General features: G+C 59.7%; 22 protein-coding genes. 9 read left to right on the top strand and 13 right to left on the bottom strand.

Annotated features, from left to right (window positions below; translation table 11 throughout):
- Positions 1–84 precede the first annotated feature (84 nt).
- Positions 85–669 carry a TetR/AcrR family transcriptional regulator gene (locus ACP7BE_RS05875; RefSeq protein ID WP_426105105.1) on the top strand — a complete coding sequence of 195 codons (585 nt, stop codon included), beginning with the start codon at positions 85–87 and terminating at the stop codon, positions 667–669.
- Here the strand turns inward: ACP7BE_RS05875 and ACP7BE_RS05870 are convergent.
- A complete protein-coding gene (locus ACP7BE_RS05870; protein WP_095002862.1) occupies positions 617–1,519 on the bottom strand; it encodes a LysR family transcriptional regulator in 903 nt (300 codons plus the stop codon). The two genes, ACP7BE_RS05875 and ACP7BE_RS05870, sit on opposite strands and share 53 nt — an antisense overlap.
- 160 nt (positions 1,520–1,679) lie before the next feature.
- Here ACP7BE_RS05870 and ACP7BE_RS05865 point away from each other — a divergent pair, with 160 nt between their 5' ends.
- On the top strand, positions 1,680–2,060 hold the full coding sequence (locus ACP7BE_RS05865) for a RidA family protein (protein ID WP_095002861.1): 381 nt from the start codon (positions 1,680–1,682) through the stop codon (positions 2,058–2,060).
- A gap of 57 nt (positions 2,061–2,117) precedes the next feature.
- On the opposite strand, the gene ACP7BE_RS05860 is transcribed toward ACP7BE_RS05865, so the two are convergent.
- Complete coding sequence (locus ACP7BE_RS05860) at positions 2,118–2,489, bottom strand: GFA family protein (RefSeq protein WP_095002860.1); 372 nt, start codon at positions 2,487–2,489, stop codon at positions 2,118–2,120.
- Between the two features lie 183 nt (positions 2,490–2,672).
- Between ACP7BE_RS05860 and ACP7BE_RS05855 the strand changes: the two genes are divergently transcribed.
- Both ACP7BE_RS05855 and ACP7BE_RS05850 read left to right on the top strand, forming a co-directional pair.
- Positions 2,673–3,536 (top strand): sensor domain-containing diguanylate cyclase, encoded by an 864-nt coding sequence (locus ACP7BE_RS05855; protein WP_095018626.1) that lies wholly within the window; start codon positions 2,673–2,675, stop codon positions 3,534–3,536.
- A 273-nt stretch (positions 3,537–3,809) separates the two neighbouring features.
- Positions 3,810–5,111 carry an MFS transporter gene (locus tag ACP7BE_RS05850; RefSeq protein ID WP_095002858.1) on the top strand — a complete coding sequence of 434 codons (1,302 nt, stop codon included), beginning with the start codon at positions 3,810–3,812 and terminating at the stop codon, positions 5,109–5,111.
- Positions 5,112–5,201: 90 nt separating this feature from the next.
- On the opposite strand, the gene ACP7BE_RS05845 is transcribed toward ACP7BE_RS05850, so the two are convergent.
- The 3 genes from ACP7BE_RS05845 to ACP7BE_RS05835 form a co-directional block, all read right to left on the bottom strand.
- Entirely contained in the window at positions 5,202–5,741 is a 540-nt protein-coding gene (locus tag ACP7BE_RS05845) for a DUF1523 family protein (protein ID WP_095002857.1), read from the bottom strand.
- Positions 5,742–5,995: 254 nt separating this feature from the next.
- Positions 5,996–7,105 carry a DUF1615 domain-containing protein gene (locus ACP7BE_RS05840; protein ID WP_150628158.1) on the bottom strand — a complete coding sequence of 370 codons (1,110 nt, stop codon included), beginning with the start codon at positions 7,103–7,105 and terminating at the stop codon, positions 5,996–5,998.
- Positions 7,106–7,140: 35 nt separating this feature from the next.
- Positions 7,141–7,482 (bottom strand): FKBP-type peptidyl-prolyl cis-trans isomerase, encoded by a 342-nt coding sequence (locus tag ACP7BE_RS05835; RefSeq protein WP_095002855.1) that lies wholly within the window; start codon positions 7,480–7,482, stop codon positions 7,141–7,143.
- Between the two features lie 306 nt (positions 7,483–7,788).
- On the opposite strand from ACP7BE_RS05835, the gene ACP7BE_RS05830 reads away from it, so the two are divergent.
- The 4 genes from ACP7BE_RS05830 to ACP7BE_RS05815 all read left to right on the top strand — a co-directional run bounded on the left by ACP7BE_RS05830 (position 7,789) and on the right by ACP7BE_RS05815 (position 12,313).
- Positions 7,789–10,047, top strand: coding sequence for a FepA family TonB-dependent siderophore receptor (locus ACP7BE_RS05830; RefSeq protein ID WP_095020720.1), 2,259 nt, complete (start codon positions 7,789–7,791; stop codon positions 10,045–10,047).
- A gap of 103 nt (positions 10,048–10,150) precedes the next feature.
- The gene (locus ACP7BE_RS05825) at positions 10,151–10,441 is read left to right on the top strand and encodes an iron transporter (protein WP_426105100.1); all 291 of its coding nucleotides are present in this window, start codon (positions 10,151–10,153) and stop codon (positions 10,439–10,441) included.
- Positions 10,438–11,976: a PepSY-associated TM helix domain-containing protein gene (locus tag ACP7BE_RS05820; RefSeq protein WP_153380871.1), complete on the top strand. Its 1,539-nt coding sequence runs from the start codon at positions 10,438–10,440 to the stop codon at positions 11,974–11,976. The genes ACP7BE_RS05825 and ACP7BE_RS05820 overlap by 4 nt, the downstream gene beginning before the upstream one ends.
- A 1-nt stretch (position 11,977) precedes the next feature.
- Positions 11,978–12,313 carry a DUF3325 domain-containing protein gene (locus ACP7BE_RS05815; protein ID WP_095002851.1) on the top strand — a complete coding sequence of 112 codons (336 nt, stop codon included), beginning with the start codon at positions 11,978–11,980 and terminating at the stop codon, positions 12,311–12,313.
- Between the two features lie 104 nt (positions 12,314–12,417).
- Here ACP7BE_RS05815 and ACP7BE_RS05810 read toward each other — a convergent pair whose 3' ends face one another.
- From ACP7BE_RS05810 to ACP7BE_RS05800, 3 genes are all read right to left on the bottom strand, one after another.
- A complete protein-coding gene (locus ACP7BE_RS05810) occupies positions 12,418–13,086 on the bottom strand; it encodes an amino acid ABC transporter permease (RefSeq protein WP_095002850.1) in 669 nt (222 codons plus the stop codon).
- Between the two features lie 3 nt (positions 13,087–13,089).
- The gene (locus ACP7BE_RS05805) at positions 13,090–13,818 is read right to left on the bottom strand and encodes an amino acid ABC transporter permease (protein WP_095020718.1); all 729 of its coding nucleotides are present in this window, start codon (positions 13,816–13,818) and stop codon (positions 13,090–13,092) included.
- Between the two features lie 134 nt (positions 13,819–13,952).
- Positions 13,953–14,759, bottom strand: a complete 807-nt coding sequence (locus ACP7BE_RS05800; protein ID WP_095002848.1) for an ABC transporter substrate-binding protein — start codon at positions 14,757–14,759, stop codon at positions 13,953–13,955.
- Between the two features lie 204 nt (positions 14,760–14,963).
- Between ACP7BE_RS05800 and ACP7BE_RS05795 the strand changes: the two genes are divergently transcribed.
- Complete coding sequence (locus tag ACP7BE_RS05795) at positions 14,964–15,704, top strand: hypothetical protein (protein WP_141228180.1); 741 nt, start codon at positions 14,964–14,966, stop codon at positions 15,702–15,704.
- 78 nt (positions 15,705–15,782) lie between these two features.
- On the opposite strand, the gene ACP7BE_RS05790 is transcribed toward ACP7BE_RS05795, so the two are convergent.
- The 5 genes from ACP7BE_RS05790 to ACP7BE_RS05770 form a co-directional block, all read right to left on the bottom strand.
- Entirely contained in the window at positions 15,783–17,381 is a 1,599-nt protein-coding gene (locus tag ACP7BE_RS05790) for an ABC transporter ATP-binding protein (protein WP_426105097.1), read from the bottom strand.
- A gap of 8 nt (positions 17,382–17,389) precedes the next feature.
- A complete protein-coding gene (locus ACP7BE_RS05785; RefSeq protein WP_169916575.1) occupies positions 17,390–18,412 on the bottom strand; it encodes an ABC transporter permease in 1,023 nt (340 codons plus the stop codon).
- Positions 18,412–19,482: a microcin C ABC transporter permease YejB gene (locus ACP7BE_RS05780; protein WP_095002844.1), complete on the bottom strand. Its 1,071-nt coding sequence runs from the start codon at positions 19,480–19,482 to the stop codon at positions 18,412–18,414. Before ACP7BE_RS05780 ends, ACP7BE_RS05785 begins: the two co-directional genes overlap by 1 nt.
- Position 19,483: 1 nt before the next feature.
- Positions 19,484–21,361 carry an extracellular solute-binding protein gene (locus tag ACP7BE_RS05775; protein ID WP_133145037.1) on the bottom strand — a complete coding sequence of 626 codons (1,878 nt, stop codon included), beginning with the start codon at positions 21,359–21,361 and terminating at the stop codon, positions 19,484–19,486.
- Positions 21,362–21,497: 136 nt separating this feature from the next.
- A complete protein-coding gene (locus ACP7BE_RS05770; RefSeq protein ID WP_095018633.1) occupies positions 21,498–24,224 on the bottom strand; it encodes a TonB-dependent receptor in 2,727 nt (908 codons plus the stop codon).
- Between the last annotated feature and the right edge of the window lie 94 nt (positions 24,225–24,318).

Here is a 24,318-nt window from a genome sequence, read left to right as displayed (position 1 = left end):
TATGACAAAAGGATACCGATCGGTATCCCTGCAAGTCAACCGATCGGTATACACTGTGTTGCATTCCACAGGAGGCCAGTACCCATGAGTACGTCTGATGTAATCACCCGCGCCGCCCTGCGCCTGTTCTATCGACAGGGTTTTCACGCCACCGGGGTGGAGCAGTTGAGCCAGGAGGCAGGCGTTACCAAGAAGACGCTGTACCGGCATTTTTCCAGCAAGGACCATCTGGTCGAGGCAGCTCTGGAGCTCCGCCACAACGAGTTCATGGCGAAAGTGCGAGCGGCAGTGGATGCGGTTGCGGTCTCACAGCGCCCGGCTGGCTACCTTGATTTCATAGCATCCTGGGTTCAGGAAGCGGATTTTTACGGCTGTGCCTTTATCAATGCATCCGCTGAATATGCCAGTCTGTCAGAGCAGCCGCACAGGCTGGCGCACCAGCACAAGCAGGCCCTTCAGGCCTATCTTGAGGAAATATGTGCGCAAGCGGGCTATATGAATCCGCGCGTGGCAGCCATGCAGTTATTGCTGATCGGCGAGGGCCTGATCGTGTCCTGCCAGGTCAATGGTGCGTGCCCTGAGCTGATCATGGCGGGCAAGGAGATGCTGGTTTTGCTCAGTGCTCAACGGGCTGCTGACCCGGCGCAAAGAGCTCATCCAGCAAGCTGAACACGGTGCTTTTCACTGCGCTGTTGAGCTCCGTCCATGCCAGCCCGGTCGTTGCCCGGTAGTCCTGCAGTTCCAGCGGCCTGGAGATGACATTGGCGGGTAATGCGCGGCCGGCATTGGCCGGCAGCAAACCGACCCCCAACCCGGCAGAGACCAGCGCCAGCATGGTGGTGAACTCGCCCAGCTCGGTTGCGTTTTGCAGATGCGCGCCCCGGTGGGTGAGCGCCTGCATCACTTCGTCGTAAAAACCGGGGGCGTAGCGCCGGGCCAGGATAAACACCGGCAGCTGGCTCAGGTCGGTTGGGTGCAGGCTGGTGCAGGCCACCAGCGGATGGTCGCCGGGCAGGGCGACAATAAAGCTTTCCTGCAGCACTTCGCGGGTCTGGATGCCCGGGATGGTGGCTGGCAGACGCATCAGTCCGAAATCAAGCTGGCCGTTTTTCAGTGCTACGGCCTGATCCGGGCCCGGCATGTCCTTGAGTTCCAGTTCGATGCGCGGGAAGCGGGCATGCAGCGAGCGGATCAGCCTTGGCAGCAATTGGGGCAGTACCGAGGACACAAAACCAAAGCGTACCCGGCCGATTTCGCCGCGCCCGCACGCCCTGGCCACATCCGCGGCATGGGCCGACTGGTAGAGCGTGGCCCTGGCTTCGGGCAGGAAGAGAGTACCCACTTCGGTCAGTGCCACCGAGTGCCGGTTACGCTCGAACAAACGCACCCCCAGCTCTTCTTCAAGCATTTTGATCTGCATGCTCAGGGCCGGTTGCACGATGGACAGCCGTTGCGCGGCGCGGCCGAAGTGCAGCTCTTCGGCCAGGGTCACAAATGATCGCAGGTGTTTGATTTCCACAGAGCACTCCAGGCTATGCAACGACGTCATGGCGAAGCGCATGGTAATGGATCACGGGCAGTTTTAGCCAAGCACGACAATGTGCTGCTGCGCAAAAAGACGCGCACGGCGCGAGCGGACGTTGGACAATAGGTGTTTTAACTCAAGCGAGTGATCACTTATGTCGCAACACGACCTGACTTTCATCCCTGATCCTGATGCGGACTCCATCTCTTCGGATGTTGCCGGCTTTGCGGGTTTGCTGGTTTCGACGCAGATACCAACCCGTGCGGATGGCAGCCTGGAACTGGGCGGGATTGTCGAGCAGAGCGAGTGCACATTGCAGGCGCTCAAGCTGGCGCTGGAGAAGGCGGGCAGCTCGATGGAGCGGGTGTTGCACCTGACCATTTACCTGACCGATATGGCTGATCGGGCAGCGTTCAATGAAGTCTACAAGCGATTTTTTGCCAAGCCTTGGCCGGTGCGGGCAGCTGTGGGCGTAGCCGAGCTGGCCGTTGCGGGGATGCGGGTTGAAGTGACGGCCATGGCGGCCAAGGGCTGATAACAAGGCGAAGGGGTTGAAAGCCCCTCGCCCTGACCCTCTCCCATAGGGCGAGGGTCAAACCCAGTGCACAGGCGAGTCGAGGTAAAGGTGTGTTTGCTTTTGTGCCACAAAGGGGCTGTCGAGCGTGCCCAGTGCTATGGAAATCCAGTCGGCAAATTCACCTTCGCTGCGTGACCAGAACAGGGTCGAACCGCACTGAGAGCAGAACTCGCGCAGCACTGACGGCGAAGAAGAGTAGGCCGTGATCCTGTCCGCCCCTTGGACTATCCGCAATGCGCTGCGCGCAATGCTGGCATAGGAGGCGAATGCTGCGCCATGGCCTTTGCGGCACTGTCCGCAATGGCAATGACTCACTGCTTTTGGCGTTGTGAGCAGTTCATAACGGACCGCTGCACACAGGCAGCTTCCTTGATATCGCCCTGTCATGGGTCGTCCCTGGGTTTGAGCAAATGCTGACTTTAGCACCTCGATGCAATCCGTTGGGTGTCACTGTGAGAGAGGCGGACGTCCGGATTTTGACGCCAAAAATGCCACATAAAATGGTAATTTGGCCATTGCTTTGCTATCAGGCTATGATCAAGGCGATTTTCAAATCGGACACCCTGAGCTATGGCCGTTGACCTGCAGGCGCTCTATCCCAAACTGATCCACCTGATGCTGGACACGGTGTTTGTGGTCGACAGGGACAACCGGATTGCCTTTGTCAGTGATGCCTGCCAGACCCTGCTCGGCTACCGTGCCGACGAGCTTACGGGGACCCTGATCACGGACTATATACACCCTGAAGACCTGGCGATTTCACGGGCCTCCATTGTTCGGGTGATGAATGGCCAGGCCCATGTCGATTTTCGCAACCGTTATGTGCGCAAGGATGGCGCTGTCGTGCATATCCTCTGGGCTGCCTTCTGGTCTGAGGATGTCGGTGCGCGGATCGGGGTTGCGCGGGACGTGACAGCCTTGAGGGCGGCCGAGGACGAATTGCGTTTTCTGGCCCATCACGACCCGCTGACCAAACTGACTAACCGCTCGCTGTTCAATGACCGCCTGGAATCTGCCCTGCGTGCAGCACATCGGCGCCAAGGCACCCTGGCCCTGCTGTTTGTGGATATGAATGACTTCAAGGACATCAATGATGTCTATGGGCATGCCATGGGCGATCGCGTGTTGTGCATGGCTGCGCAACGCCTGCACCGTTGTGTGCGCGAATCGGACACGGTGGCGCGCATGGGCGGTGATGAGTTCACCGTGCTGTTGACCGACATCCAGTCCGCGGACGACGTGGCTTGGAAAATCGAACAGATTACTGCGGCGATGGCCGAGCCGCTCGGGGCTGAATTCGGCGGGATCAAAATGCCGTCTTGCAGTATTGGCATGGCCTTTTACCCCGTGGACGGAGAGGATGCCGATACGTTGCTCAGCCATGCCGATGGCGACATGTACCGGATAAAAAGGCACGGTTCCAGAGCCGGGTAACAAGGGGGAGGGTACCTGCGTCAAAATGGCCTGACAAATCCCGGGCCGCGCTCTTCAACTTGTACCTGTCTGCGGCTACTATGCGCGCCCTGATTCTGCCTGGTCGATGCTTGTCTTGAGCCCTGCCTGTCACTCGCCGGCCACGTCCGTGGCGTCGAGGATGCACAATCACACACCCCGGTTTTTCTGTCTCGCCCCGGCCTTTGCCGGCAGGTGCCGCTGTGCTTTTGCCCGAGCGGGTTATCCATTGATCAATGAGGTCTTGAGTCAATCATGTCTGTCCAATTGCTGGCGATGGCGCTGGCGCCGTTACTTGGGCTGTTTATCATCAGTATCGGCAACGGCATGCTTGCCTCGTTGACCACACTGCGCCTGGACACCATGGGCCAGTCGGCGACCATGGTCGGTATCGTGTCTTCCGCTTATTTTATCGGGCTGACCCTGGGCTCGATCTTCAATGACCGGCTGATCGTGCGCATCGGCCATATCCGCGCCTACAGCTGCTTCGCGGCATTGATTGCCACCTCGATCCTGTTCCAGGGCATGTCATCCGAGCCCTGGACATGGTTTGTCCTGCGCCTGGTCAACGGTTGGGCCAGCGTCGGCGTATTCCTGGTGGTGGAAAGCTGGTTGTTGATGGCCGCCGACCCCAAGATTCGCGGGCGCCTGCTGGCTTTGTACATGATTGCCCTCTACGGTGCGGGGTTGCTGGGGCAGGTCAACCTGGGCGCCATTGCCCTGACCGGTGACACGGTGCCCTTTATGATCGCCGCCATATTGGCCTCGCTATCGTTGTTGCCCATTGTCATGTTGCCGCGGGCAACCCCGATTGTTGAGCGCGCAGAACCGCTGATGCCCTTGCAGTTGCTGCGTGCCACGCCCACCGGGGTGATTGGCTGTTTTGGTTCGGGTATTGCCATTGCCGCGGTGTATGCGTTGCTGCCCTTGTACCTGCAACGTATCGGCCTGGACGTGACCGAGGTCGGGCATATGATGGCCTGGGTGATTCTTGGCGCCATGCTGTTGCAGTACCCGGTCGGGCGCTGGTCGGACCACCAGGACCGGCATCTGGTATTGATCGTGCTGGGCGCTGCCTGCGCAGTGCTGTCATTGATCATCCTGATGCTGCCAGCCGGTTCGCCGCTGCTGGTAGTGGCGTTTTTTCTGCTGGGGGGCGGTATCTTCGCGATTTACCCGGTGGCGGTCAGCCATGCGGCGGACCGGGCGTCGTCGGGGGCGATCGTGAGCATGATCCAGGGCTTGCTGCTGATCAACTCCCTGGGCTGTGCCATCAGCCCGCTGGTGATTTCGCCGCTGATGACCCGGGTCGGTGAAGCCGGGCTATTCTGGGCCCTGGCCGCGCTGAACCTGGGCCTGGTGCTGCTGTTTGCCTGGCGTCGTGCCAAGGGCTCGGAGCCAGTGACCGCAGCTCCCTTTACCGCGGCGGCACAAATGTCGGCCGTCGGGGTCGAGATGCGCGTCACCGAAGACCTGGCCCAGGCGGTGCTGGAGCATGAGCGCGAGGCCGATGGCGAGGTGTCAGACGAGTTGGCTGTTGCTACCGGCAAACCTTGAGGTCAAGGACTGCCGGTGTGGCCGCAGGGAAGGGTGTCGCGGGTGACCGATTCACGGCCCCTGGAATGCGCCCCCGCAGGGGCGCAGCGATCAATTGACCGGCATTTGCGGGCGACGTTTGACGCGACGCTTGATAAAGACGGCAATCACGATCAAGAGCAGTGCCAGCACGCTGAAGAACACCGTGTTGAACCAGGGGAAAGGCTCATCCCGGCTGTTGGTGGCTTCGATCGCGGTGATGTTGGGGAACACCGAGAAGATCTTGATACGCCAGCCGTAGTAGCGGATCAGCGCCAGCTGGTTGGCATCGCGGGAGTAACCCTGGGCCTTGGCCTGGATATCGGCAGAGTCGAACTTGAAATACCAGGGGAAGGACCAGCCGGTGTCTTCGTTGCGATAAACCATGACCTCCTTGGTCACCGGGTCTTCAGTGTTGATGAAGTACACATCCCGGGTCGGGCCGTCAGCCGGGTTTTCTGCGCTGATCACACCGTTGTGATCCATGCGCTTGACCTCAACCCCCGTGACCATCACCACATCGTGCTGGGGCAGAAAGTAAAACAGCCCCAGCCCCACGGCGCCCACTGCCAGCAGGATGACCCCCAGAATGATGCCTTTGAGCCATTTCATGCAAAAACCACGCACATATCAATTATTCCTGATGACTGTTGATTGAACTTGCGGCGCAGCTTATCGCAGCCTGCCCAAGGGACTACAAGGCCTGCATGCGCTGGCTACATAATTTGTAGCATTTTAGCTGTGCGTTTGCTCGCAGGCCTGCGCACCTCTCTTTGTGGCAGCGAGCCTGCTCGCGATACTGACGACAAGTTCTGTGAGGTAGATCGTGTCGATACCCTCGCGAGCAGGCTCGCTCCCACAGAAAATCAACGGCTGGCCGCTGCTCGGCTGATGCAACGCTGACGGCGTTCATCAACCCGCTGGGCAAACCAGGCGGTGGTCAGGTTGCGGGTGATTTTCGGGCTTTGCAGGGTGATGCCCGGTAATACCGCACGGGGCAGCGGCTTGCCTTGCTGGCGGTCGGCGAGGGCGAACACGTCCTGGTACAGGTCGGTTTCGTTGAAGTCCAGGCTGTCGCCTTTTTCAAGCTGACGGCGGATAGCGTTATGGCTCAGGCCCAGTTGCTTGCCCAGGGCGCGTACAGCCCGCTCGGTGGAGCCAACCGCGTAAGAGCCCGGAATAGTCAGGTCGCCATCCAGTGCCAGCGGTATGCCAGATGCACGGCTGACGGCATTCTGAAAAGCGGCATTGCGGCTGGCGTACCAGCCCGCGTTGAAGTCGGCAAAACGGTACAGCGACTGGTTGTAGTCCACCGGGTAACCGAGCAGATGGGCGATGCCGAAATACATGCCACCGCGGCGGGTGAAGACTTCCTGGCGGATCGAGTGGGCCACCGGGTAGGGATAGTCCCGTGCACGCTTTTCGGCAAAAGCGATGCTGACCTGCATTGGCCCGCCGGTATGCACCGGGTTCAAGCCGCCAAACAAGCTTTTGCCCAGTGGCACCATGCCGATGAAATCATCAAAAATGGCGCTCAACTGGCCCTCGGTGCGGGCCGCATCCAGGCGTTGGTTGTAGGTTTTACCGTCGGGCGAAGTGATGCTCAAGGCACTGCGCACTACAAATTCGGGGATATGCAGCTTGCCGGCGCGGCGGTTGATTTCACTGCGGGCGATCTTGCCCAGGCCCGGTACCGGCGGGTCGGCCTGAAAGGTCGATTCCTGTTCGGTCACAGCCAGCACGGAACAGAGGTTTTCATCGGTGGCCGCCAGGCCTTGGGCAGTGAATGCGACCTGGATATCAGTTGCCCAGCCGGTGCGGTCTGCAACTTTGGCCGGTAGCAGTTGCACAATGCGGGCGCGGGTCTGGTCGGGAGTCCGGCTTGGCAGTGTTTGTGTGCTCTGACTGCTGCAACCTGCCAGTACCATTAGCGGAATAATCGGTAAACAACACCTGAAAAATCGATTCACCAGCATTTAACTCCCTATTAGTGCGCAACCTGCAGTCGCGCTCAATCGTCGCGTGTAAGCACTTCCAGCAGTTCGATCTCAAACCGCAGGTTGGAGTTCGGTGTGATATGCGCGCCCATGCTTCTTTCACCATAGGCCAGGTGCGCGGGTACCTGCAGTGCGCGCTTGCCGCCGACCTGCATGCCCATCAGGCCGATGTCCCAGCCCTTGATCACTCGCCCGGTGCCGATCACGCACTGGAACGGCTTGCCGCGCTGATGCGAAGAGTCGAATACCGTGCCGTCTTCGAGCCAGCCGGTGTAGTGCGTGGTAATCAGGGCACCTTTGACCACCGCTTTACCGTCGCCGGGTAACAGGTCAGTGATGTGCAGTTCGTCAGTCATGGCGATAAGGCTCAAAAAAGTAGGATGAAGGATTGTACAGGGCAGGGGGATTTCTTGATCCAAAGGCATTGTTACATTTTGTATTAATTATTTTATGTAGGAAAAGGCTCTAAAACAAAGGGATTGCGGAACTTCCAAATGAGTATTGATGTCATTTGCGCTTTACTCTCAAATGAGAGTCCCTATCATCGCAGCCCTGGCAGTGCCGGGGAAAGCTAAACACGTAGGTCCTTTCGAGGTCGTGCGTCAGCAATTACCAGCCTTTGGCCTGCTGAGCACACTCCATTGTTAAGGGATCAACTGGACATGTCGTCTCGATTCAACCGCAGTCATCTTTCACTGGCTCTCATGGCCGCTCTGGCTTCGCCCACCCTGCTTGCCGACGCACTTGAGCGTGAGCGTGACGAAGTACCGGTAGAGGCCACCGATTTGCCAGTGGATGGCACCCGCCAGGCGTTGCAACTCGAAGAAACCCGTGTATTGGGCACTGCTGCCCAGGAGCTGAAGCAGGCACCCGGCGTGTCGATCATCACCGCCGAAGACATCAAGAAGCGCCCGCCGGCCAATGACCTGTCCGACATCATTCGTCGCGAACCCGGGGTCAACCTCACCGGTAACAGTTCCAGCGGCGCCCGCGGCAATAACCGGCAGATCGACCTGCGTGGCATGGGCCCGGAAAACACCCTGATCCTCATCGACGGCAAGCCGTCTTCTTCGCGCAATGCCCAGCGCTATGGCTGGAGCGGCGACCGTGATACCCGTGGCGAAACCAACTGGGTACCGGCCGAAGAAGTCGAGCGCATCGAGATCCTGCGCGGCCCGGCAGCGGCGCGCTACGGTTCAGGGGCAATGGGCGGGGTGGTCAATATCATCACCAAGCGTCCATCGGACAAGCTAAAAGGCTCGTTGACCGCCTATTACCTGGCGCCGGAAGACGACGCCGAAGGTGTCAGCAAACGCACCAACTTCAACCTCAGCGGGCCGATCACGGATGATCTGGTGTTTCGTGTGTATGGCGGCCTGAACAAGACCGATGCTGACGATCCGGGCATCAATACCGCTGCCCAGGCCTCCCCCGACAGCGTCGTGGCGGGCCGCGAAGGCGTGCGCAACAAAGACATCAACGGCCTGCTCAGCTGGCAATTCACCCCTGAGCAGAGCCTGGACCTGGAAGCCAGTTACAGCCGCCAGGGCAATATTTTTGCCGGCGACACCATGCTCAACAGCGGGGGTGACTTCGTCAACAGCCTGACCGGCAAAGAGACCAGCGTGCTGCAGCGGAGCACCTTTTCGGCTACCCACAATGGTTCGTTTGACTGGGGCTCGACTTCGGCCTCGCTGACCCACGACCTGACCCGCAACGCGCGTCTCAACGAAGGCCTGGCCGGTTATGGTGAAGGTGCACCTTCTGCCAGCGCCGGCAGTTTTGAATCGCGTCTGCGCAATACCCGTGCTACAGGTGAGGTCAATCTGCCGCTGAACATGGGCACCGCCCAGGTACTGACTCTGGGTGGTGAATATCTCTACGAATCGCTCAATGACCCGGGCTCGTTGCGTCCGCAAAGCTGGGATCCGGGGGCTGACGGCACACCCGGCCTGCCGGGTACGGACCGTACACAAACCAAAACCACGGCCAACAGCTATGCGTTCTACGTCGAAGACAATATCGAAGTCGGCGCCAAAACCATCGTTACCCCCGGCGTGCGCTTCGATCACCACAGCGAATTTGGCGGCAACTGGAGCCCGAGCCTCAACGCCTCGCATCAGCTCACCGATGAGTTGAGCATCAAGGGCGGTATTGCCCGGGCCTACAAGACCCCGAACCTGTACCAGTCCAACCCCAACTACCTGCTGTACAGCCGCGGTGGTGGCTGCAGCTCGGTTGAAGTGAATATCGGTGGCTGCTACCTGGTGGGTAACCCGGATCTCAAACCGGAAATCAGCGTCAACAAAGAGATCGGTCTGGCGTTCGACAAGGGCACCTGGCGCACCAGCGCCACCTATTTCCGCAACGACTACCAGAACAAGATCAATGCCAGCAACGAATCGGCATTCCGCCTGCCCAACGGCCGTCGCGTGCTGCAATGGGAAAACAGCGGCAAGGCCATCGTCCAGGGGGTGGAAGGCAACCTGTTTGTCAGCTTGCGTGAGGATCTGGACTGGAACACCAACCTGACCTACATGATCGAAAGCAAGGACAAGGAAACCGGCGACCCGCTGAGCATCATTCCCAAGTACACCGTCAACACCATGCTCGACTGGTACGCCACCGAAAAACTGTCGTTCCAGGTCAGCGGGACTTACTACGGCAAGCAGGAAGCGCCCAAGCGCAACAACCGCGCCAATGAAGCACTGGACAAGTCGGTGCAGCAGCCCGTCGATCCTTATGGTCTGGTGGGCTTGAGCAGCGGCTATGAGTTCAACAAAAACTTCAGTGTGCGGGTGGGCATCAACAACCTGTTCGACAAGCAACTGTACCGCAAGGGCAACTCGGACGAGGCGGGCGCGCAAACCTACAACGAGGCAGGCCGTGCGTACTTTGCGTCTGTGACCAGTTCGTTCTGATAACACCGCGGCCCATGCAGGCGCGACATCCGTGAAAACGGGTGTCGCGCCGTTGTCGCATCTGGCGCAGGCAAAAACCGGAGCTCGATAGAGGATTGAACACATGAAACTTGCAACGTCGGCCTGGGCGCCGATCGTGTCTCGCACACTGGCAGCACTGGTCGGTGGTTATGTCTTTACCTATGCCTTTACTGCGGCATTGGCGCGGCTGCTGCCGCTGGACAATGTAGACGCGATGACCGTCGCCAGCCTGCTGTCGTTTGTGATCTACACCTTCGCCATTTTGTGGGCATTTGCTGCCCGCCACCAGTGGTCGGCCTGGATGGGCGCGGTGCTCGCCGTGCCCCTGGCCGCCATCGGTTTTTGGCCGCAACTGCTGGAGCGACTGGGATGAAACAGACCCTGACCCAATCCATGGCCTGGCTGCACACCTGGGGTGGCCTGATCGTCGGCTGGTTGTTGTTCGTGATCTTTTTGACCGGCAGCCTGGCCGTGTTCGATCAGGAGATCGACAACTGGATGACCCCCGAGCTGCCGGCCCACCACCTGACCGATGAGCAGGCAGCGCAACGCGCACTGAGCTACTTGCAGACGCACAAGGCTGACGCAAAACAGTGGGGTATCAGCCTGCCCTATGAGCGCTCGCCGCAATTGCAGGCTTCTACCGGCGGGCGCCGTGATGGCGTGTCGGTGACCCTGGACCCGGATACCGGCGAGGTGATGCCGGTTCGCGAAACGGTAGGAGGGCGGTTTTTCTTTCTGTTCCACTTCACCCTGCACATGCCGCGCATGATCGGCATTTACCTGGTGGGTGCGCTGGCCATGGGCATGCTCGCGGCCTTGGTCAGCGGCATCGTGATCCACAAGAAGTTCTTCAAGGAATTCTTCACCTTTCGTCCCGCCAAAGGCCAGCGCTCGTGGCTTGACGCGCACAACGCCAGTGCCGTGCTGTTGCTGCCTTTTCACTTGATGATCACCTACACCGGGCTGGCGATTTTTCTGGTGATCTATATGCCTGCGGCCATGGATGCATTGTTCGATGGTGACCGCGAGGCCTTTTTCAAGGCACAGGACAAGGCGCCGGCCAGCGTTGCCGTACAGCGCCCGGCAACCGCAGAGCCTGCACCGCTGGTGGCCCTGGGGCCGTTGCTGAGCCAGGCCCGGGCTGTCATGGGGCCGTTGGGCGGGATCAGCATCAGCAACCCCGGCATGAGCAATGCCGAAATCCAGATTCGTCCGATCCTGGGCAATCGCATTGCCCTGACCAAGGGCCAGGGCATGCGCTTTGACGGCGTCACCGGCGAGCAATTGGCCGGCCCCACAGAGATGCGCCCCACGGTGCTGACCCATCGGGTGATTTCCGGGCTGCACTTTGCCCAGTTCGGCGGTTACCCGATGCGCTGGCTGTACTTTATTTGCGGCCTGATCAGCAGCGCCATGATCGCCAGCGGGCTGGTGCTGTTCACGGTCAAGCGGCGGCGCAAGTACGCCAGCGAAGGTCGGGTTGCCCAGGTGCTCTACCGTTTAGTCGAGGCGATCAATGTCACCGTTATGGCGGGCTTGAGCCTGGCTTGTATCAGCCTGTTGTGGGGCAACCGGCTGTTGCCGTCGGGGATGACCGAACGGGCGGATGCTGAATTGAATGTGTTCTTTGGCATGTGGGCGTTGAGCTTTGCCCATGCCTTGCTGCGCCCGCGCATGCAGGCCTGGCGCGAGCAACTCGGGTTGGCGGGAGGGTTGTGCCTGGCCTTGCCGTTGTTGAGTGTCTTCACCGTCAACCGGCCTTGGGCACTGCACAGCTGCATGGGCGTCGAGCTGACTGCTATGGCCCTGGGCGCTTTGTTGCTGTGGGCCTGCTGGAAAGTCTCGCAACCGGCGGTTGAGCGGGTGCCACGTAAAAAAACCGCCGTCATGGCCGAGGTAAATTGAGATGCTGGCTGATTATTTTGCTGCACTGGCGTTCGCTTACATCGGCATGCTTACCTTGTGCCAGGGGTTGGAGCGTCATTACAAACAGGTGTGGGGAAAGCCGCCTGCGGCCCGCTTGCGGCGTGTGCTGCGGGTTGCCGGTTGGCTAAGCCTGGGGCTGAGTTTCTGGTTTTGCGGGTTGGCCTGGGGCTGGGCGATGGGGCCGGTTGGCTGGTTTGGCATGATCTCGTTGAGCGGTTTTAGCCTGCTGATGCTGTTGCCGTATCGGCCGCGACTGGCCGTGTGGCTGCCAATGGGCTTTGTGCCGGTTTGGGCGGTGATCGCAACCTTGCACTGATCGTTGTGGGAGCGGGCCTGCCCGCGATTTGGACAACGCGGTCTGCCAGGCAAACCGCAGTGATGCCATCGCGAGCAAGCCCGCTCCCACAGGTGAGAAGGTGGTTAGCGCTTGACCCACCGATTGGCCATCCAGTCCAGGCCACTGCACAACACAAAGTACACCAGCGCCACAAACAGGAAGATTTCCGTCGGGTGCACCATCACCCGGTTGCTGATCTGGGTGGCAACAAACGACAGCTCGCCGACCCCGATCACGTACGCCAGCGAGGTGTCCTTGATCAGTGAAATCCATTGGTTGAGGAAGGAGGGCAGCATCATCGGCAGGGCCTGCGGCAGAATGATCAGACGCAACACTTGCCAGCTACCCAGGCCGAGAGCCTTGCCCGCCGCCCATTGCCCGGCCGGCAGGCTGCTGATCCCGGCATACACCGAGTGGGCCAGGTACGCACCGCCGATCAACGACAGCGCACACACCACGGTGGCCAGCGCGGGTACATCGACCTTGAACAGGATGGGCAGCAGGAAATAACTCCAGAAAATCAGCATCACCACCGGAATTGCCCGCAAAAAACCCAGCACACCCAACAACAGCCAGCGCACCTTGCCGCGAATCATCACCAGGGCAATGCCCAGCACCAGCCCCAGCAGTGCCGAGATGATCCCCGACAACAGGCTGAGCAGCAGCGTCAGTGCTGCACCGCCCAAAGGTCCGTTGGGCCAGGCGCCGAGCATGAAATACGAAAAGTTGTCGCTGATAACCGAAAAATCCATGACTTACACCCCTCCCTGGCGATACCACTTGCTGCGTGCAATCAATTGGCCAAGTACTTCGAGCAAGGCAATGCTGGCCACATACAGCAGAGTGGCAAAACCGAAGGCCTGAAAGGTCTTGAAGGTTTCGGTCTCGACCTGACGCGAGGCGTAGGACAGCTCGGCCAAGCCAATGGCCATGGTCAGAGACGAGTTTTTCAGGGCGTTCATGTACTGGCCCAGCAACGGTCCCAACGCCGTGCGCAGCGCCTGCGGGAACACGATATAGCGCCACACCTGTGCCGGCCTCAAGCCCAGCGCCAGACCTGCCGCCCGTTGTTCCACCCGCACCGAACTGACACCGGCGCGAAACTCCTCGCAAATAAAAGCGGCGGTGTAGAGCATCAGCCCCCAGAACCCGGCGAGAAACTCAAACGACGGCCAGTCAACTTCAAACAGCCCCAGTGACAGGCTGCGCGGCTGGTTGAGCCACATCACCAGCCCTTCGGGCAGCATGGCGGTGACCCCGAAGTACCAGAAAAACAGCTGCACCAGCAGCGGCGTATTGCGAAACAGGGCCAGGTAGGCCCGTGCCGGCCACGACCACACACGCAAAGGCGAGATGCGTGCCAGGCACAGCAAAAACCCCAGCCCGGTAGCCACCAGGCAGGTCAGCAGGGAAAGGATCAGGGTGAGGACAAAACCATCGAGCAACCAGTGCAGGTATTGCGGGGCAAGCAGTTCACCGAACATAGAAACAGCGTCCATCCAGAAACGAGCAAACCCGTCCGGTTGACCGTGACGGGCTGAAGGAGACAGGAACTGTGAGAGCGAGCCTGCTCGCGAAAAGTCTTCGCGAGCAGGCTCGCTCCCACAGAGGCAGTGGCTTAGCTCTTGTCGCCAATCTTGTACAGGCGGGTCAGCGGGGTCTTGGTGGTCGGGCCGAACCAGGCGTCATAAATGCCCTGGGCCTTGCCCTGGGCTTCGAGGTCGGTGAGGGTCTGGTTAACCACCTCGGTCAGGCGCGCTTCGCCTTTAGGAATACCGACACCGATCAGGTCATTGGAAATGGTGAACGGCGGCACTTCGTATTTGTCCTTGTCCGGCACATTGGCCAGCAGGCCGATCAGCTTCGGGCCGTCCTGGGTGATGGCCTGGACGTTACCGTTGCGCAGGGCAGTGAAGGCGAACGGGGTGTCATCGTAGGCCACCACTTTGGCACCGGGGAATTTCTCGCGCAGCACGCCTTCATTGACCGTGCCCTTGTCCACCCCTACGCGCCATTTGTTCAGCTCCTCGGGGGATGTGAGGGTGCCTTTCTTGACGATAAATTGCTGGCCCGAAGCAAAGTACGGAATGCTGAAATTCACCTGCTCGGCGCGCTCGGGGGTGATGGTGAAGTTGGCCAGTACCAGGTCCACCTTGTTGGCCACCAGCAGCGGTACGCGGTTGGCCGGGTTGGTTGGCTGCAACTGCAACTTCACGCCCAGCTTGTCGGCGATGGCCTTGGCGTAGTCGACGTCGAGGCCTTCGATCTGCTTGCTGTTGGCATCGACAAAACCAAATGGCGGGTTGCTGTCAAAGGACGCCACGCGCAGCACACCGGATTTTTTGATGTCATCCAGACGATCGGCGTGGGCCAGGCCAGACAGGACAGCCAGGGTCAGGGCGGTGAGGGCAGTGAATTTTTTCATTTCGTTCTCATCATGAGTTGGAAGAGTTATGACGAGAGTCTTGCAGGAAAATTAGCTTTTAAAAAAGAATATAAAATGATTTATATATTCGATTTGGAGATATAAGGGCTTTGCAGTGCAATGGCCTTGAGCCTTACTCGCTAGATAGTGGCCATTGGCCAAAAACTGCTCTAGGCTGCACGGTTTTTCTGGACGGAACTACCTGTGATGCTGTTTTGTAAGACCAAAGCCTTGATTCATTATTCGAAGGTGCCGGTAACCGTCTTTGCCCAGCGACATTTCAAGGTCAACACCCAGGGTCGGGTTTATACACTCGACCTGTTCAAGCACAGCCGCTACGCCACTACCAGCGCAATCGCACCAAAATCGGCACTGGTTTTCACCGGAAAAGCACTTGAGAAATTCAAGCCGCACCCATTGTTCACCCTATTGTTTTTCAAGCGATTTATGGGGCAGTACTGGACGCGGGCGGTAGGCGACGTGATCTGGACCCCAGCCGATGAAACGGCCCACGGTGATGTACTGCATATCACGGATATACAGATCATTCCTGTCGTGGGAATGGAGCGAAATTGTAGGCAGTACGCAAAAATCTTTTTGCGATACCTGGGGGACATTTTCCCGTTCGCCCTTGGCGCAGGGATATATTTGCTGGTTCACAGCGACATGAACACGGCGATTGAGCTGCATTTAAATCAATATATCACCTGGTACAAGGTCGGTTTCTGGTTGTTTATCGCTTGTTTGGCGGTGTCCATGATTTTTGCTCTGATACAGCAAGCTAAACGCTGGGGGGCTGTCGCTGCGCCGTTTCAGGTTGACTTGCAGGCGCTGGGGTTGGTCAGCAGCAACCCCGTTTATGCTCCGGACACCAATTGTCTTTGCTACAAAACCAGAGCGTTGTGTAAACGTGCAGTGGGCTGGGTACGTAGCCTCTGGAGTTAACCGTCTCCCACAGGAAGGCCCTAGCACCAACATACAAGCAGCTGATGAGCGGAGCGAGGCTGCTACGGGGGCGGGCGTTTATGCAAACTCATGCTCCTGTGTCTTCAAGCTGCTGGCCTGCAGCAATTCCCGGGTATAGGGGTGTTGCGGGTTGTCGAAGATGGACTGCGCATCCCCTTGTTCCACCACCTTGCCGTCCTTGATCACGATCATGTCGTGGGCCAGGGCATACACCACCGCAAGGTCGTGGCTGATAAACAGGTAGGTCAGGCCATGCCGGGCCTGCAGGTCGCGCAGCAGGTCGACCACCTGTTTTTGCACCGTGCGGTCCAAGGCCGAGGTGGGTTCGTCGAGCAGTATCAGCTCCGGCTCCATGACCAGCGCCCTGGCAATGGAGATGCGCTGGCGCTGCCCGCCCGAGAACTCATGGGGGTAGCGATGACGGCTTTGCGGATCCAGGCCCACTTCCTGCAAGACCCGGATCACCGCCGCCTCGCGCTCTTGCTCAGTGCCAATGTCATGGGCCAGCAAGCCTTCGCTGATGATCTGCTGCACCGACATGCGCGGGCTCAGGCTGCCAAACGGGTCCTGGAACACCACCTGCATTTGCCGGCGCAACGGGCGCAACAGGTTCTGGCTGAGGATGTTCAGTTGTTTATTACCGAAGCGGATTTCGCCCTCTGAGTCCACCAGCCGCAAAATAGCCTGGCCAAGGGTCGATTTGCCCGAGCCGGACTCGCCGACGATGCCCAGGGTGCGGCCTTTTTTCAGTTCAAAACTGACCCCATCCACCGCCTTGATAAAGTGTCGCTCGCGACTGAACAGCGGTTTGGGCAGGGGGAACCAGACTTTCAGGTTGTCCACTTGCAGCAGGTTGTGACGGTGCTCTCCCGGTACCGGTCGGCCACTGGGCTCGGCCTCGATCAGCATGCGGCTGTAGGGGTGCTTCGGCTCGTTGAACAGGGCCTCGCAACTGGCCTGCTCGACAATCTCGCCACCGCGCATCACGCACACGCGCTGGGCAATCTTGCGCACCAGATTGAGGTCGTGGCTGATCAGCAGCAACGACATGCCCAGGCGCTGTTGCAGGTCGATCAGCAGTTCGAGGATTTTTTGCTGCACCGTCACATCCAGCGCCGTGGTCGGCTCATCGGCGATCAGCAGTTCCGGCTCATTGGCCAGGGCCATGGCGATCATCACCCGCTGGCGCTGCCCGCCAGACAGTTGGTGCGGATAGGCATTGAGGCGCTTGGCCGGTTCGCGGATGCCCACCAGTTCCAGCAGCTCCAGGGTGCGTTGCCGCGCAGCGCGGGTTTTCAGGCCCTTGTGGGTGATAAGGATTTCACTGATCTGTTTTTGCACGGTGTGCAGCGGATTGAGCGAGGTCATCGGCTCCTGGAAAATCATCGCAATGCGGTTGCCGCGCAAGCTGCGCAACTGGGCTTCGCTGGCATGCACCAGATCGACGCCGTCGTAGCGGATACTGCCTTGGGTCTCGACAGCCTTGCCCGGCAGCAGGCGCAGGATCGAATGCGCGGTCACCGATTTGCCCGAGCCCGACTCGCCCACCAGCGCCATACACTCGCCACGGCGGATATCGAGGTTGATGCCGTGAACCACTTCTGCCCCGGCAAAGCTCACGCGCAAGTCGCGGATTTCTATCAGTGTGTTGGTCATGTCAATTCTCAGGTCCGGGGATCGAAGGCGTCGCGGCAGGCTTCGCCGATAAACACCAGTAGCGACAGGATCAGCGCCAGCGCACAGAACGCGGTCAGGCCCAGCCACGGCGCCTGCAGATTGTGTTTGGCCTGGCCGATCAATTCGCCCAGCGATGCGCTGCCCGGGGGCATGCCAAAGCCGAGAAAGTCCAGGGCGGTGAGGGTGGCAATGGCACCGGTCAGGATAAACGGCAGGTAGGTCAGGGTGGAGGTCATGGCGTTGGGCAGGATATGCCGGCGCATCAGTGCGCCGTCAGTCAGGCCCAGGGCCCGCGCAGCCTTGACGTACTCCAGGCTGCGCCCGCGCAAGAACTCGGCGCGCACCACATCCACCAGGGCCAGCCAGCTGAACAGCGCCATGATGCCCAGCAACCACCAGAAACTCGGAGCGACAAAGCCGGACAAAATGATCAGCAGGTACAGCACCGGTAACCCGGCCCAGATTTCCTGTACGCGCTGGCCAAGCAGGTCGACCAGGCCTCCGTAGAAGCCTTGCAGGGCACCGGCGGTAATGCCCACCAGGGTGCTGATGGCGGTCAGGATCAAGGCAAAGAGGATGGAAATCCGTGCGCCGAAGATCACGCGGGCCAGTACATCCCGGGCCTGATCGTCAGTGCCCAGCCAGTTGGTGGCGCTCGGTGGGCTGGGTGAGGGCTCCTGGAGGTCGTAGTTGACGGTGTCGTAGCTGAACGGAATCGGCGCGAAGAGCATCCAGCCGCCCTGATCGGCAATCAGCTTGCGTACGTAGTCACTGCGGTAGTCGGGTTCAAAGGGCAACTCGCCGCCGAAATCGGTTTCGAGGTGACTGCTGACAATCGGAAAGTACCAGCTGTCCTTGTAGTGAATCGCCAGGGGCTTGTCGTTGGCAATCAGTTCACCGCCCAGACATACCACGAACAGCCCGATAAAAATCCACAGTGACCACCAGCCACGGCGGTTGGCCTTGAAATGTTTGAGGCGGCGACGGCCAAGAGGAGAGAGGTTGAACATCAGGCAGTCCTCGCCGAGAAATCAATACGGGGATCGAGCAGGGTGTAGCACAGGTCGCCGATCAGCTTGATCAGCAGGCCGAACAGGGTGAACAGAAACAGGGTGCCAAACACCACCGGGTAGTCCCGTGATACCGCCGCTTCGTAGCTCATGCGGCCGATGCCGTCGAGGTTGAAGATAGTTTCAATCAGCAGGGAGCCAGCAAAGAACACCTCGATCAACGCCTGGGGAATCCCGGCTACCACCAGCAGCATGGCGTTGCGCATCACATGGCCGTAAAGCACGCGGCGCTCGGTCAGGCCTTTGGCCCGCGCGGTAACCACATACTGTCGGCTGATTTCGTTGAGAAAGCTGTTTTTGGTGAGGATGGTCAGGGTGGCAAAACCGCCGATCACCAGCGCCGACACGGGCAGTACCATATGCCACAGATAATCGCCGATCTTGCCGAAGAAACTCAGGCTGTCGAAGTTGTCCGAGACGATGCCCTGCACCGGGAACCAGCTGACATAACTGCCGCCGGCAAACACCACGATCAACAGAATGGCGAACAGAAAGGCGGGCATGGCGTAGCCGATGATGATCGCCGTGCTGGTCCATACATCGAAGGCGCTGCCATTGTGTATGGCCTTGCGGATGCCCAGCGGAATGGAAATCAGGTAGGTGATCAGCGTCGCCCACAGGCCCAGCGAGATGGATACCGGCAGTTTCTCCACGATCAGGTCAGTGACCTTGGCCCCGCGAAAGAAACTGCTGCCGAAGTCCAGTTGCGCGTAGTTCTTGAGCATCAGCCAGAGACGCTCGTGCATGGGTTTGTCGAAGCCGTAATGCTTGGTGATTTCTTCGATCAATGCCGGGTCAAGGCCGCGACTGCTACGGCTGGCCCCGCCGGCGGCCGCGGCCATTTCGCCACCGCCGCCGCCGACCGCAGCGCCACCGAAGCCCTGCAGGCGGGCAATGGCCTGATCCACCGGACCACCGGGGGCAGCCTGCACGATCATAAAATTGACCACCAGAATGCACAGCAGGGTGGGGATGATGAGTAACAGGCGACGGCTGATGTAATGCAGCATCTCAATGACCCTCCGGCTGTGCGTTGGCCTGGCCATACGCAGCATTGGTTAATGGGGTTTTGCTGACTTCCCACCAGGTGTCCAGGCCTTCGTCGAATTTGGCCTCCCTGGCGGGCTGGCCGAAGCGGTTCAGGTACACCGTCGGGGTGCCGACCGAGTAGTAGTGAGGGATCATGTAGTAGTTCCACAGCAATACGCGGTCGAGGGCGCGGGTGTAATGCACCATCTCTTCGCGGCTGTTGGCCTGGACTACCCCGTCAATCAGCTTGTCGACGGCCGGGTTGCGCAGCACCATGTTGTTGGAAGCACCCGCCTGGGTGGCGCTGCGTGAGCCAAACATGTCGTACAACTCACGGCCGGGCGAGACGATCGGCTGGCCGCTGCGGGGGAACTGGCCGACCATCATGTCGTAGTCACGGGCATTGGTGCGGTTGATGTACTGCGCCGAGTCGACCTTGCGAATGTCCATGGTGATACCGATCTGCGCCAGCGTACGTTTCCAGGGCAAAACCATGCGATCGAAGCCGCTAGGGCTGTCGAGAAAGGTGAAGCGCAGCGGTTCGCCCTTGGCGTTGACCAGCAGGTTGTCTTTGGGTGTCCAGCCGGCTTCCTTGAGCAGCGCCAGGGCTTGCAGCTGTTTGTCGCGGATATAACCGCTGCCATCGGTTTTCGGCGCCTGGTACACCTGGGTGAACACTTCATCGGGGATCTGCCCGCGCAAGGGTTCGAGAATCTCCAGTTCACGGGCGTCGGGCAGTGCCGTGGCGGACATTTCGCTTTTCGGGAAGTAGCTCTGCGCGCGGACATAGAAGTTGCGCATCATCTGCTTGTTGGTCCATTCAAAATCCCACAGCAGGCTCAGCGCCTCGCGTACCCGGCGATCCTGGAAAAACGGGTTTTGCAGGTTGAAGGTAAACCCCTGAGCGGCACTGGGTTTTTCCTTGGCGAACACGCCTTTTTGCAAGCGGCCGTCGCTGAGCACCGGGCTGGCGTAGCCGATGCTGAAACCGGTGGCGGAGAACTCGCGGTTGTAATCGAATGCCCCGGCCTTGAGCATCTCGCGGGCCACGTCGATGTCACTGTAAAACATCACTTTCAAGCTATCGAAGTTGTACAGGCCCTTGCTGACGGGCAAGTCTTTGGCCCACCAGTTTTTGTTGCGCGCAAAGGTGACACTGCGCCCCGGGTCAACCCCGGAGACCGAATACGGACCGCTGCCCAGCGGTGGCTCGTAGCCGCCACCGGCGGTAAAGTCGCGGGTCTTCCACCAGTGTTCCGGGAGGATATGCAGACTGGCCAGATCCAGCGCCAGGGTGCGGTTCTGGTTGTTCTTGAAGTCGAAACGAATCTGCAGCGGGCCTTCGATGACCCTGTCCTTGACCTCGCCGTAGAGCATGCGATAGCTCAGGCTGCCTTTGGTCATCAGCGTGTCGTAGGTAAAGGCCACGTCTTGGGCGGTGATCGGCGTGTCGTCAGCGAAACGGGCCTTGGGGTTCAGGTAGAAACGCACCCACAGGCCGTCGGGGTCGCGCTCGATCTTCTGCGCGACAAGCCCGTAAACCGTATAGGGCTCGTCCAGCGAGCGGAAGGCCAGGGGGGCATTCACCCATTGATCGACCTGGGCGACACCGGTGCCCTGGTCGATATAGGGCGACAGGTAGGTAAACTGACCGATTTCCATCGATGTTCGACTGAGCGAACCGCCCTTGGGCGCGTTCGGGTTTACAAAATCGAAGTGCTGGAAGTCGGCCGGGTATTTGGGCGCTTCGCCATACACCGTCAGGGCATGGCCGGGCGCGGCGTTGACGCTCAGGCACACGCAGGACAGCACGGGCACCAGCAGCGAACGGAGCAGGGGCAGGAAAAATGCAGACATCATTGGGCTTCCTTGTACCGCGTGTTGAACCATCGACTGCCTGGAAAAATCCCCGCCGCATTGCGCGTTAAAATGCGGCGGGGTCGCGATTTCGCAGTTAACCCGCTACCAGCCGGAGTGAGCCGGCAGCGGTGGTTGCTCAGAAGTGATAGGTGGCACGGGCGAAGAACGTACGGCCCATCGGATCGGCATAACGCGGATCGAAGCCATTCTGGAAGTTGTAGGCCTGGTTGGAGAACGGCGGGTTACGGTCGAACATGTTCTTGATCCCCGCATCCAGGTCCACGGTCTTATTGAAAGTGTAGCCACCGGAGATATCCCACAAGGTGTAAGACGCTACACGGGAGTGGGTGTCCGGATCGGCGTCGTCATAGCCGCTGGTGAAGCGGTTGACCAGCGAGGCCCGGTAGGCGCCCAGGTTCCAGGTGCCGCTCAGCACGTGTTTCCAGCGCGCGACCATGCCGTCATCCTTGAACGCGCCCACTTTGTCGGTGTAGCTGCCGCCAATGGTGGTCTGGTAGTCATAGCGCGACACATAGGTGCCTTGCAGGCCAAGGCCGAACTGGCCGTAGGGAGTGTTGGGGAACTTGTAGTCCAGCGACACGTCAACACCGCTGGTCTTGACAGCACCCAGGTTGGCGAGGCCGGTCTGTACATAGTTGAGCGAACCGTCGGCATTGCGCACATAGCGGTCGGCATAGGCGTTCGGATCGTCAAAGACGGTGGATTCCGGGAACTCGGCAATCTGGTTGGCGATGTGGATCCACCAGAAATCCAGGCCCATCGACAGATTGCGCACCGGTTGGTAGACAAAACCGACGGTCACGTTGCGGGCTTTTTCAGGGGACAGTTCAGTGTTGCCGCCGGTGCGGTTATGGAACTGCTGGCCGCAATCGCGCCCGGCGTTGCCCCCCGGTTGCACTACGCCACCGGTGCACAGGCGCGGATCGTTGTAGTAGCCCTGGGTGTAAGTGGTGTACTGCGGGTTGTACAGCTCGTACAGCGACGGTGCGCGGAAGCCCTCACTGTAGGCACCGCGAACCACCAGCTCCTTGACCGGCTGGTAGCGGAACGAGTATTTCGGGTTGGTGGTGCTGCCAAAGTCGCTGTACTTGTCGTGACGCACGGCGGCTGACAGTTCGAGGCTGTCGAGTACGGGCACGTTCAGCTCGGTGTACACCGCCTTGACGTTACGGTCACCCGAGACACTGGCGTCGGGGTCGGCCCCGAGGCTGGAAATATCCGCGACAAAACCATCGAAGGTCTGGTGGAACTTCTCCTGACGATATTCACCGCCGATCGCCAGGCCCGACGGGCCTGCGCCGAACCAGTCGCCGATCTCACGGCTCATGCGCCCGTCGATACCGGTGACCCGGCCCACCGAGGACATGTACTGGCCATGGTATTGGTGATCGTCGATATAGGCCTGCCCGGCAGGTGTTTGCGGGCCAAACGGGTTGATGATGCCATCAGCAATGCCGTTGAGCATGGCCGCGTCGCTGGCGTAACCGCCAGTCACACTGGAGTTCACCTGATTCTGGTTGTACGAGGCACCGACATTGTAATCCCAGCCCTTGGCCACACCATCGAAGCTCAATACCAGGCGCTGGCTGGTATTCTGGTCTTTGCTCTGGCGGCCACCGGCAGCGGTTTCACGCCAGTTCAGGCCGATCGGTTGCGAGGGGTCGAAGGACGGATCGCTGGTGCCCGGGGTTATGCCGTTGCCCGGGTAGTAAGGCGAACTCGGGTCCATGCTGGCGCCAATCAGTGGTGCGGGGGCAACACCCACGGCATTGTTGTTACGGGCCCAGAAATACTCCAGGTTGACGTTGTCGTCATCGGTGATCTTGCCGGTCGCCTTGCCGAAAAAGGAGGTCTTCTCGGTTTCAGGCAGCAGGTCGATATAGTTGCGCGTGTCATAGCGGCATAGCCCCTGGCGCAGGACCAGGTTTGCCCCGTTGCAACCATTGGCCGCCAGCGGATTGGTATTGATATTGCCCTGGCTCCAGTTGGCGGGGTTGGACGTGCCGGAAGTCTGATCCAGGCCGCGGCCCGGTTCGTAGTTACTGGCGAACGTGCGGTCCTTGGCATGCAAGGCGTTTTGCTTGTTATAGCCGGCAACGGCCATGACGTTGAAACGGTCTTTTTCCAGATCGCCGTAGCCCCAGCTACCGCTGATATCGTGGCTGTCGCCACCACCACTGGCATCTGCACCTTCGCCGCCCAGTGACAGGGTGCCGTCGGTCATGGATTTTTTGGTGATGAAGTTGATCACGCCGCCAATCGCGTCAGTGCCGTACAAGGCCGATGCGCCGTCGCGCAATACCTCGACGCGGTCAATGGCGGCAAACGGGATGGTGTTCAGGTCTACCGCGGAACCGTCAATGGCGTTATTGCCCAAACGGCGGCCGTTGAGCAGCACCAGGGTCTTGTTGGCACCGATACCGCGCATGTCGGCAAAGGTCGACCCCCCGGTACCGGAACCCACGGAGCTGGCCGAGTTGCGAAGTGACTGGTTGCCCGTCACGCGCTGCATGATTTCGGCCGTGGTGGTCACGCCTTCGTTGCGCAACTGCTCGGCGCGCAGGATGGTGATCGGCACGGCGGTTTCGGCATCCACCCGGCGAATCGCCGAACCGGTCACTTCGACCCGGTCCAGTTGCGTGGTGGCCGGCGCTGCGGCGCTGTCGGTGCTGACCGTGGCCGCACTGACGGCAGCGGACGAATCATCCGTGGTGCTCACTTCGGCTGCCTGCAACTGGCCCGCGCTCATCCCCAGAGCGACCAGATACAACGGCACAAAACGGTGTCGCTGCAAGCTTGCAACGAGCGGCTTGAGGGTAAAACCTGAACTCTTCATCTGCATGGTTATTTCCGGCTTATTCAGACGTTTATTGGAATGGCCTTGTGAGCCCTCATGACTCCAGTTGGGTTGTGTCGACCCGGGCAAAACACTTTTT

The sequence above is a fragment of the Pseudomonas sp. TWR1-1-3 genome, assembly GCF_049896805.1.
GTDB classification, from domain to species: Bacteria; Pseudomonadota; Gammaproteobacteria; order Pseudomonadales; family Pseudomonadaceae; genus Aquipseudomonas; species Aquipseudomonas bubulae.
This window is presented reverse-complemented; position numbering and strand designations above follow the sequence as displayed.

Coding starts and splice junctions, on each gene's coding strand:
- ACP7BE_RS05875 (WP_426105105.1), top strand. CDS start 85: ATGAGTACGTCTGATGTAATCACCCGCGCCGCCCTGCGCCTGTTCTAT.
- ACP7BE_RS05865 (WP_095002861.1), top strand. CDS start 1,680: ATGTCGCAACACGACCTGACTTTCATCCCTGATCCTGATGCGGACTCC.
- ACP7BE_RS05860 (WP_095002860.1), bottom strand. CDS start 2,489: ATGACAGGGCGATATCAAGGAAGCTGCCTGTGTGCAGCGGTCCGTTAT.
- ACP7BE_RS05855 (WP_095018626.1), top strand. CDS start 2,673: ATGGCCGTTGACCTGCAGGCGCTCTATCCCAAACTGATCCACCTGATG.
- ACP7BE_RS05850 (WP_095002858.1), top strand. CDS start 3,810: ATGTCTGTCCAATTGCTGGCGATGGCGCTGGCGCCGTTACTTGGGCTG.
- ACP7BE_RS05845 (WP_095002857.1), bottom strand. CDS start 5,741: ATGAAATGGCTCAAAGGCATCATTCTGGGGGTCATCCTGCTGGCAGTG.
- ACP7BE_RS05840 (WP_150628158.1), bottom strand. CDS start 7,105: ATGCTGGTGAATCGATTTTTCAGGTGTTGTTTACCGATTATTCCGCTA.
- ACP7BE_RS05835 (WP_095002855.1), bottom strand. CDS start 7,482: ATGACTGACGAACTGCACATCACTGACCTGTTACCCGGCGACGGTAAA.
- ACP7BE_RS05830 (WP_095020720.1), top strand. CDS start 7,789: ATGTCGTCTCGATTCAACCGCAGTCATCTTTCACTGGCTCTCATGGCC.
- ACP7BE_RS05825 (WP_426105100.1), top strand. CDS start 10,151: ATGAAACTTGCAACGTCGGCCTGGGCGCCGATCGTGTCTCGCACACTG.
- ACP7BE_RS05820 (WP_153380871.1), top strand. CDS start 10,438: ATGAAACAGACCCTGACCCAATCCATGGCCTGGCTGCACACCTGGGGT.
- ACP7BE_RS05815 (WP_095002851.1), top strand. CDS start 11,978: ATGCTGGCTGATTATTTTGCTGCACTGGCGTTCGCTTACATCGGCATG.
- ACP7BE_RS05810 (WP_095002850.1), bottom strand. CDS start 13,086: ATGGATTTTTCGGTTATCAGCGACAACTTTTCGTATTTCATGCTCGGC.
- ACP7BE_RS05805 (WP_095020718.1), bottom strand. CDS start 13,818: ATGTTCGGTGAACTGCTTGCCCCGCAATACCTGCACTGGTTGCTCGAT.
- ACP7BE_RS05800 (WP_095002848.1), bottom strand. CDS start 14,759: ATGAAAAAATTCACTGCCCTCACCGCCCTGACCCTGGCTGTCCTGTCT.
- ACP7BE_RS05790 (WP_426105097.1), bottom strand. CDS start 17,381: ATGACCAACACACTGATAGAAATCCGCGACTTGCGCGTGAGCTTTGCC.
- ACP7BE_RS05785 (WP_169916575.1), bottom strand. CDS start 18,412: ATGTTCAACCTCTCTCCTCTTGGCCGTCGCCGCCTCAAACATTTCAAG.
- ACP7BE_RS05780 (WP_095002844.1), bottom strand. CDS start 19,482: ATGCTGCATTACATCAGCCGTCGCCTGTTACTCATCATCCCCACCCTG.
- ACP7BE_RS05775 (WP_133145037.1), bottom strand. CDS start 21,361: ATGATGTCTGCATTTTTCCTGCCCCTGCTCCGTTCGCTGCTGGTGCCC.
- ACP7BE_RS05770 (WP_095018633.1), bottom strand. CDS start 24,224: ATGCAGATGAAGAGTTCAGGTTTTACCCTCAAGCCGCTCGTTGCAAGC.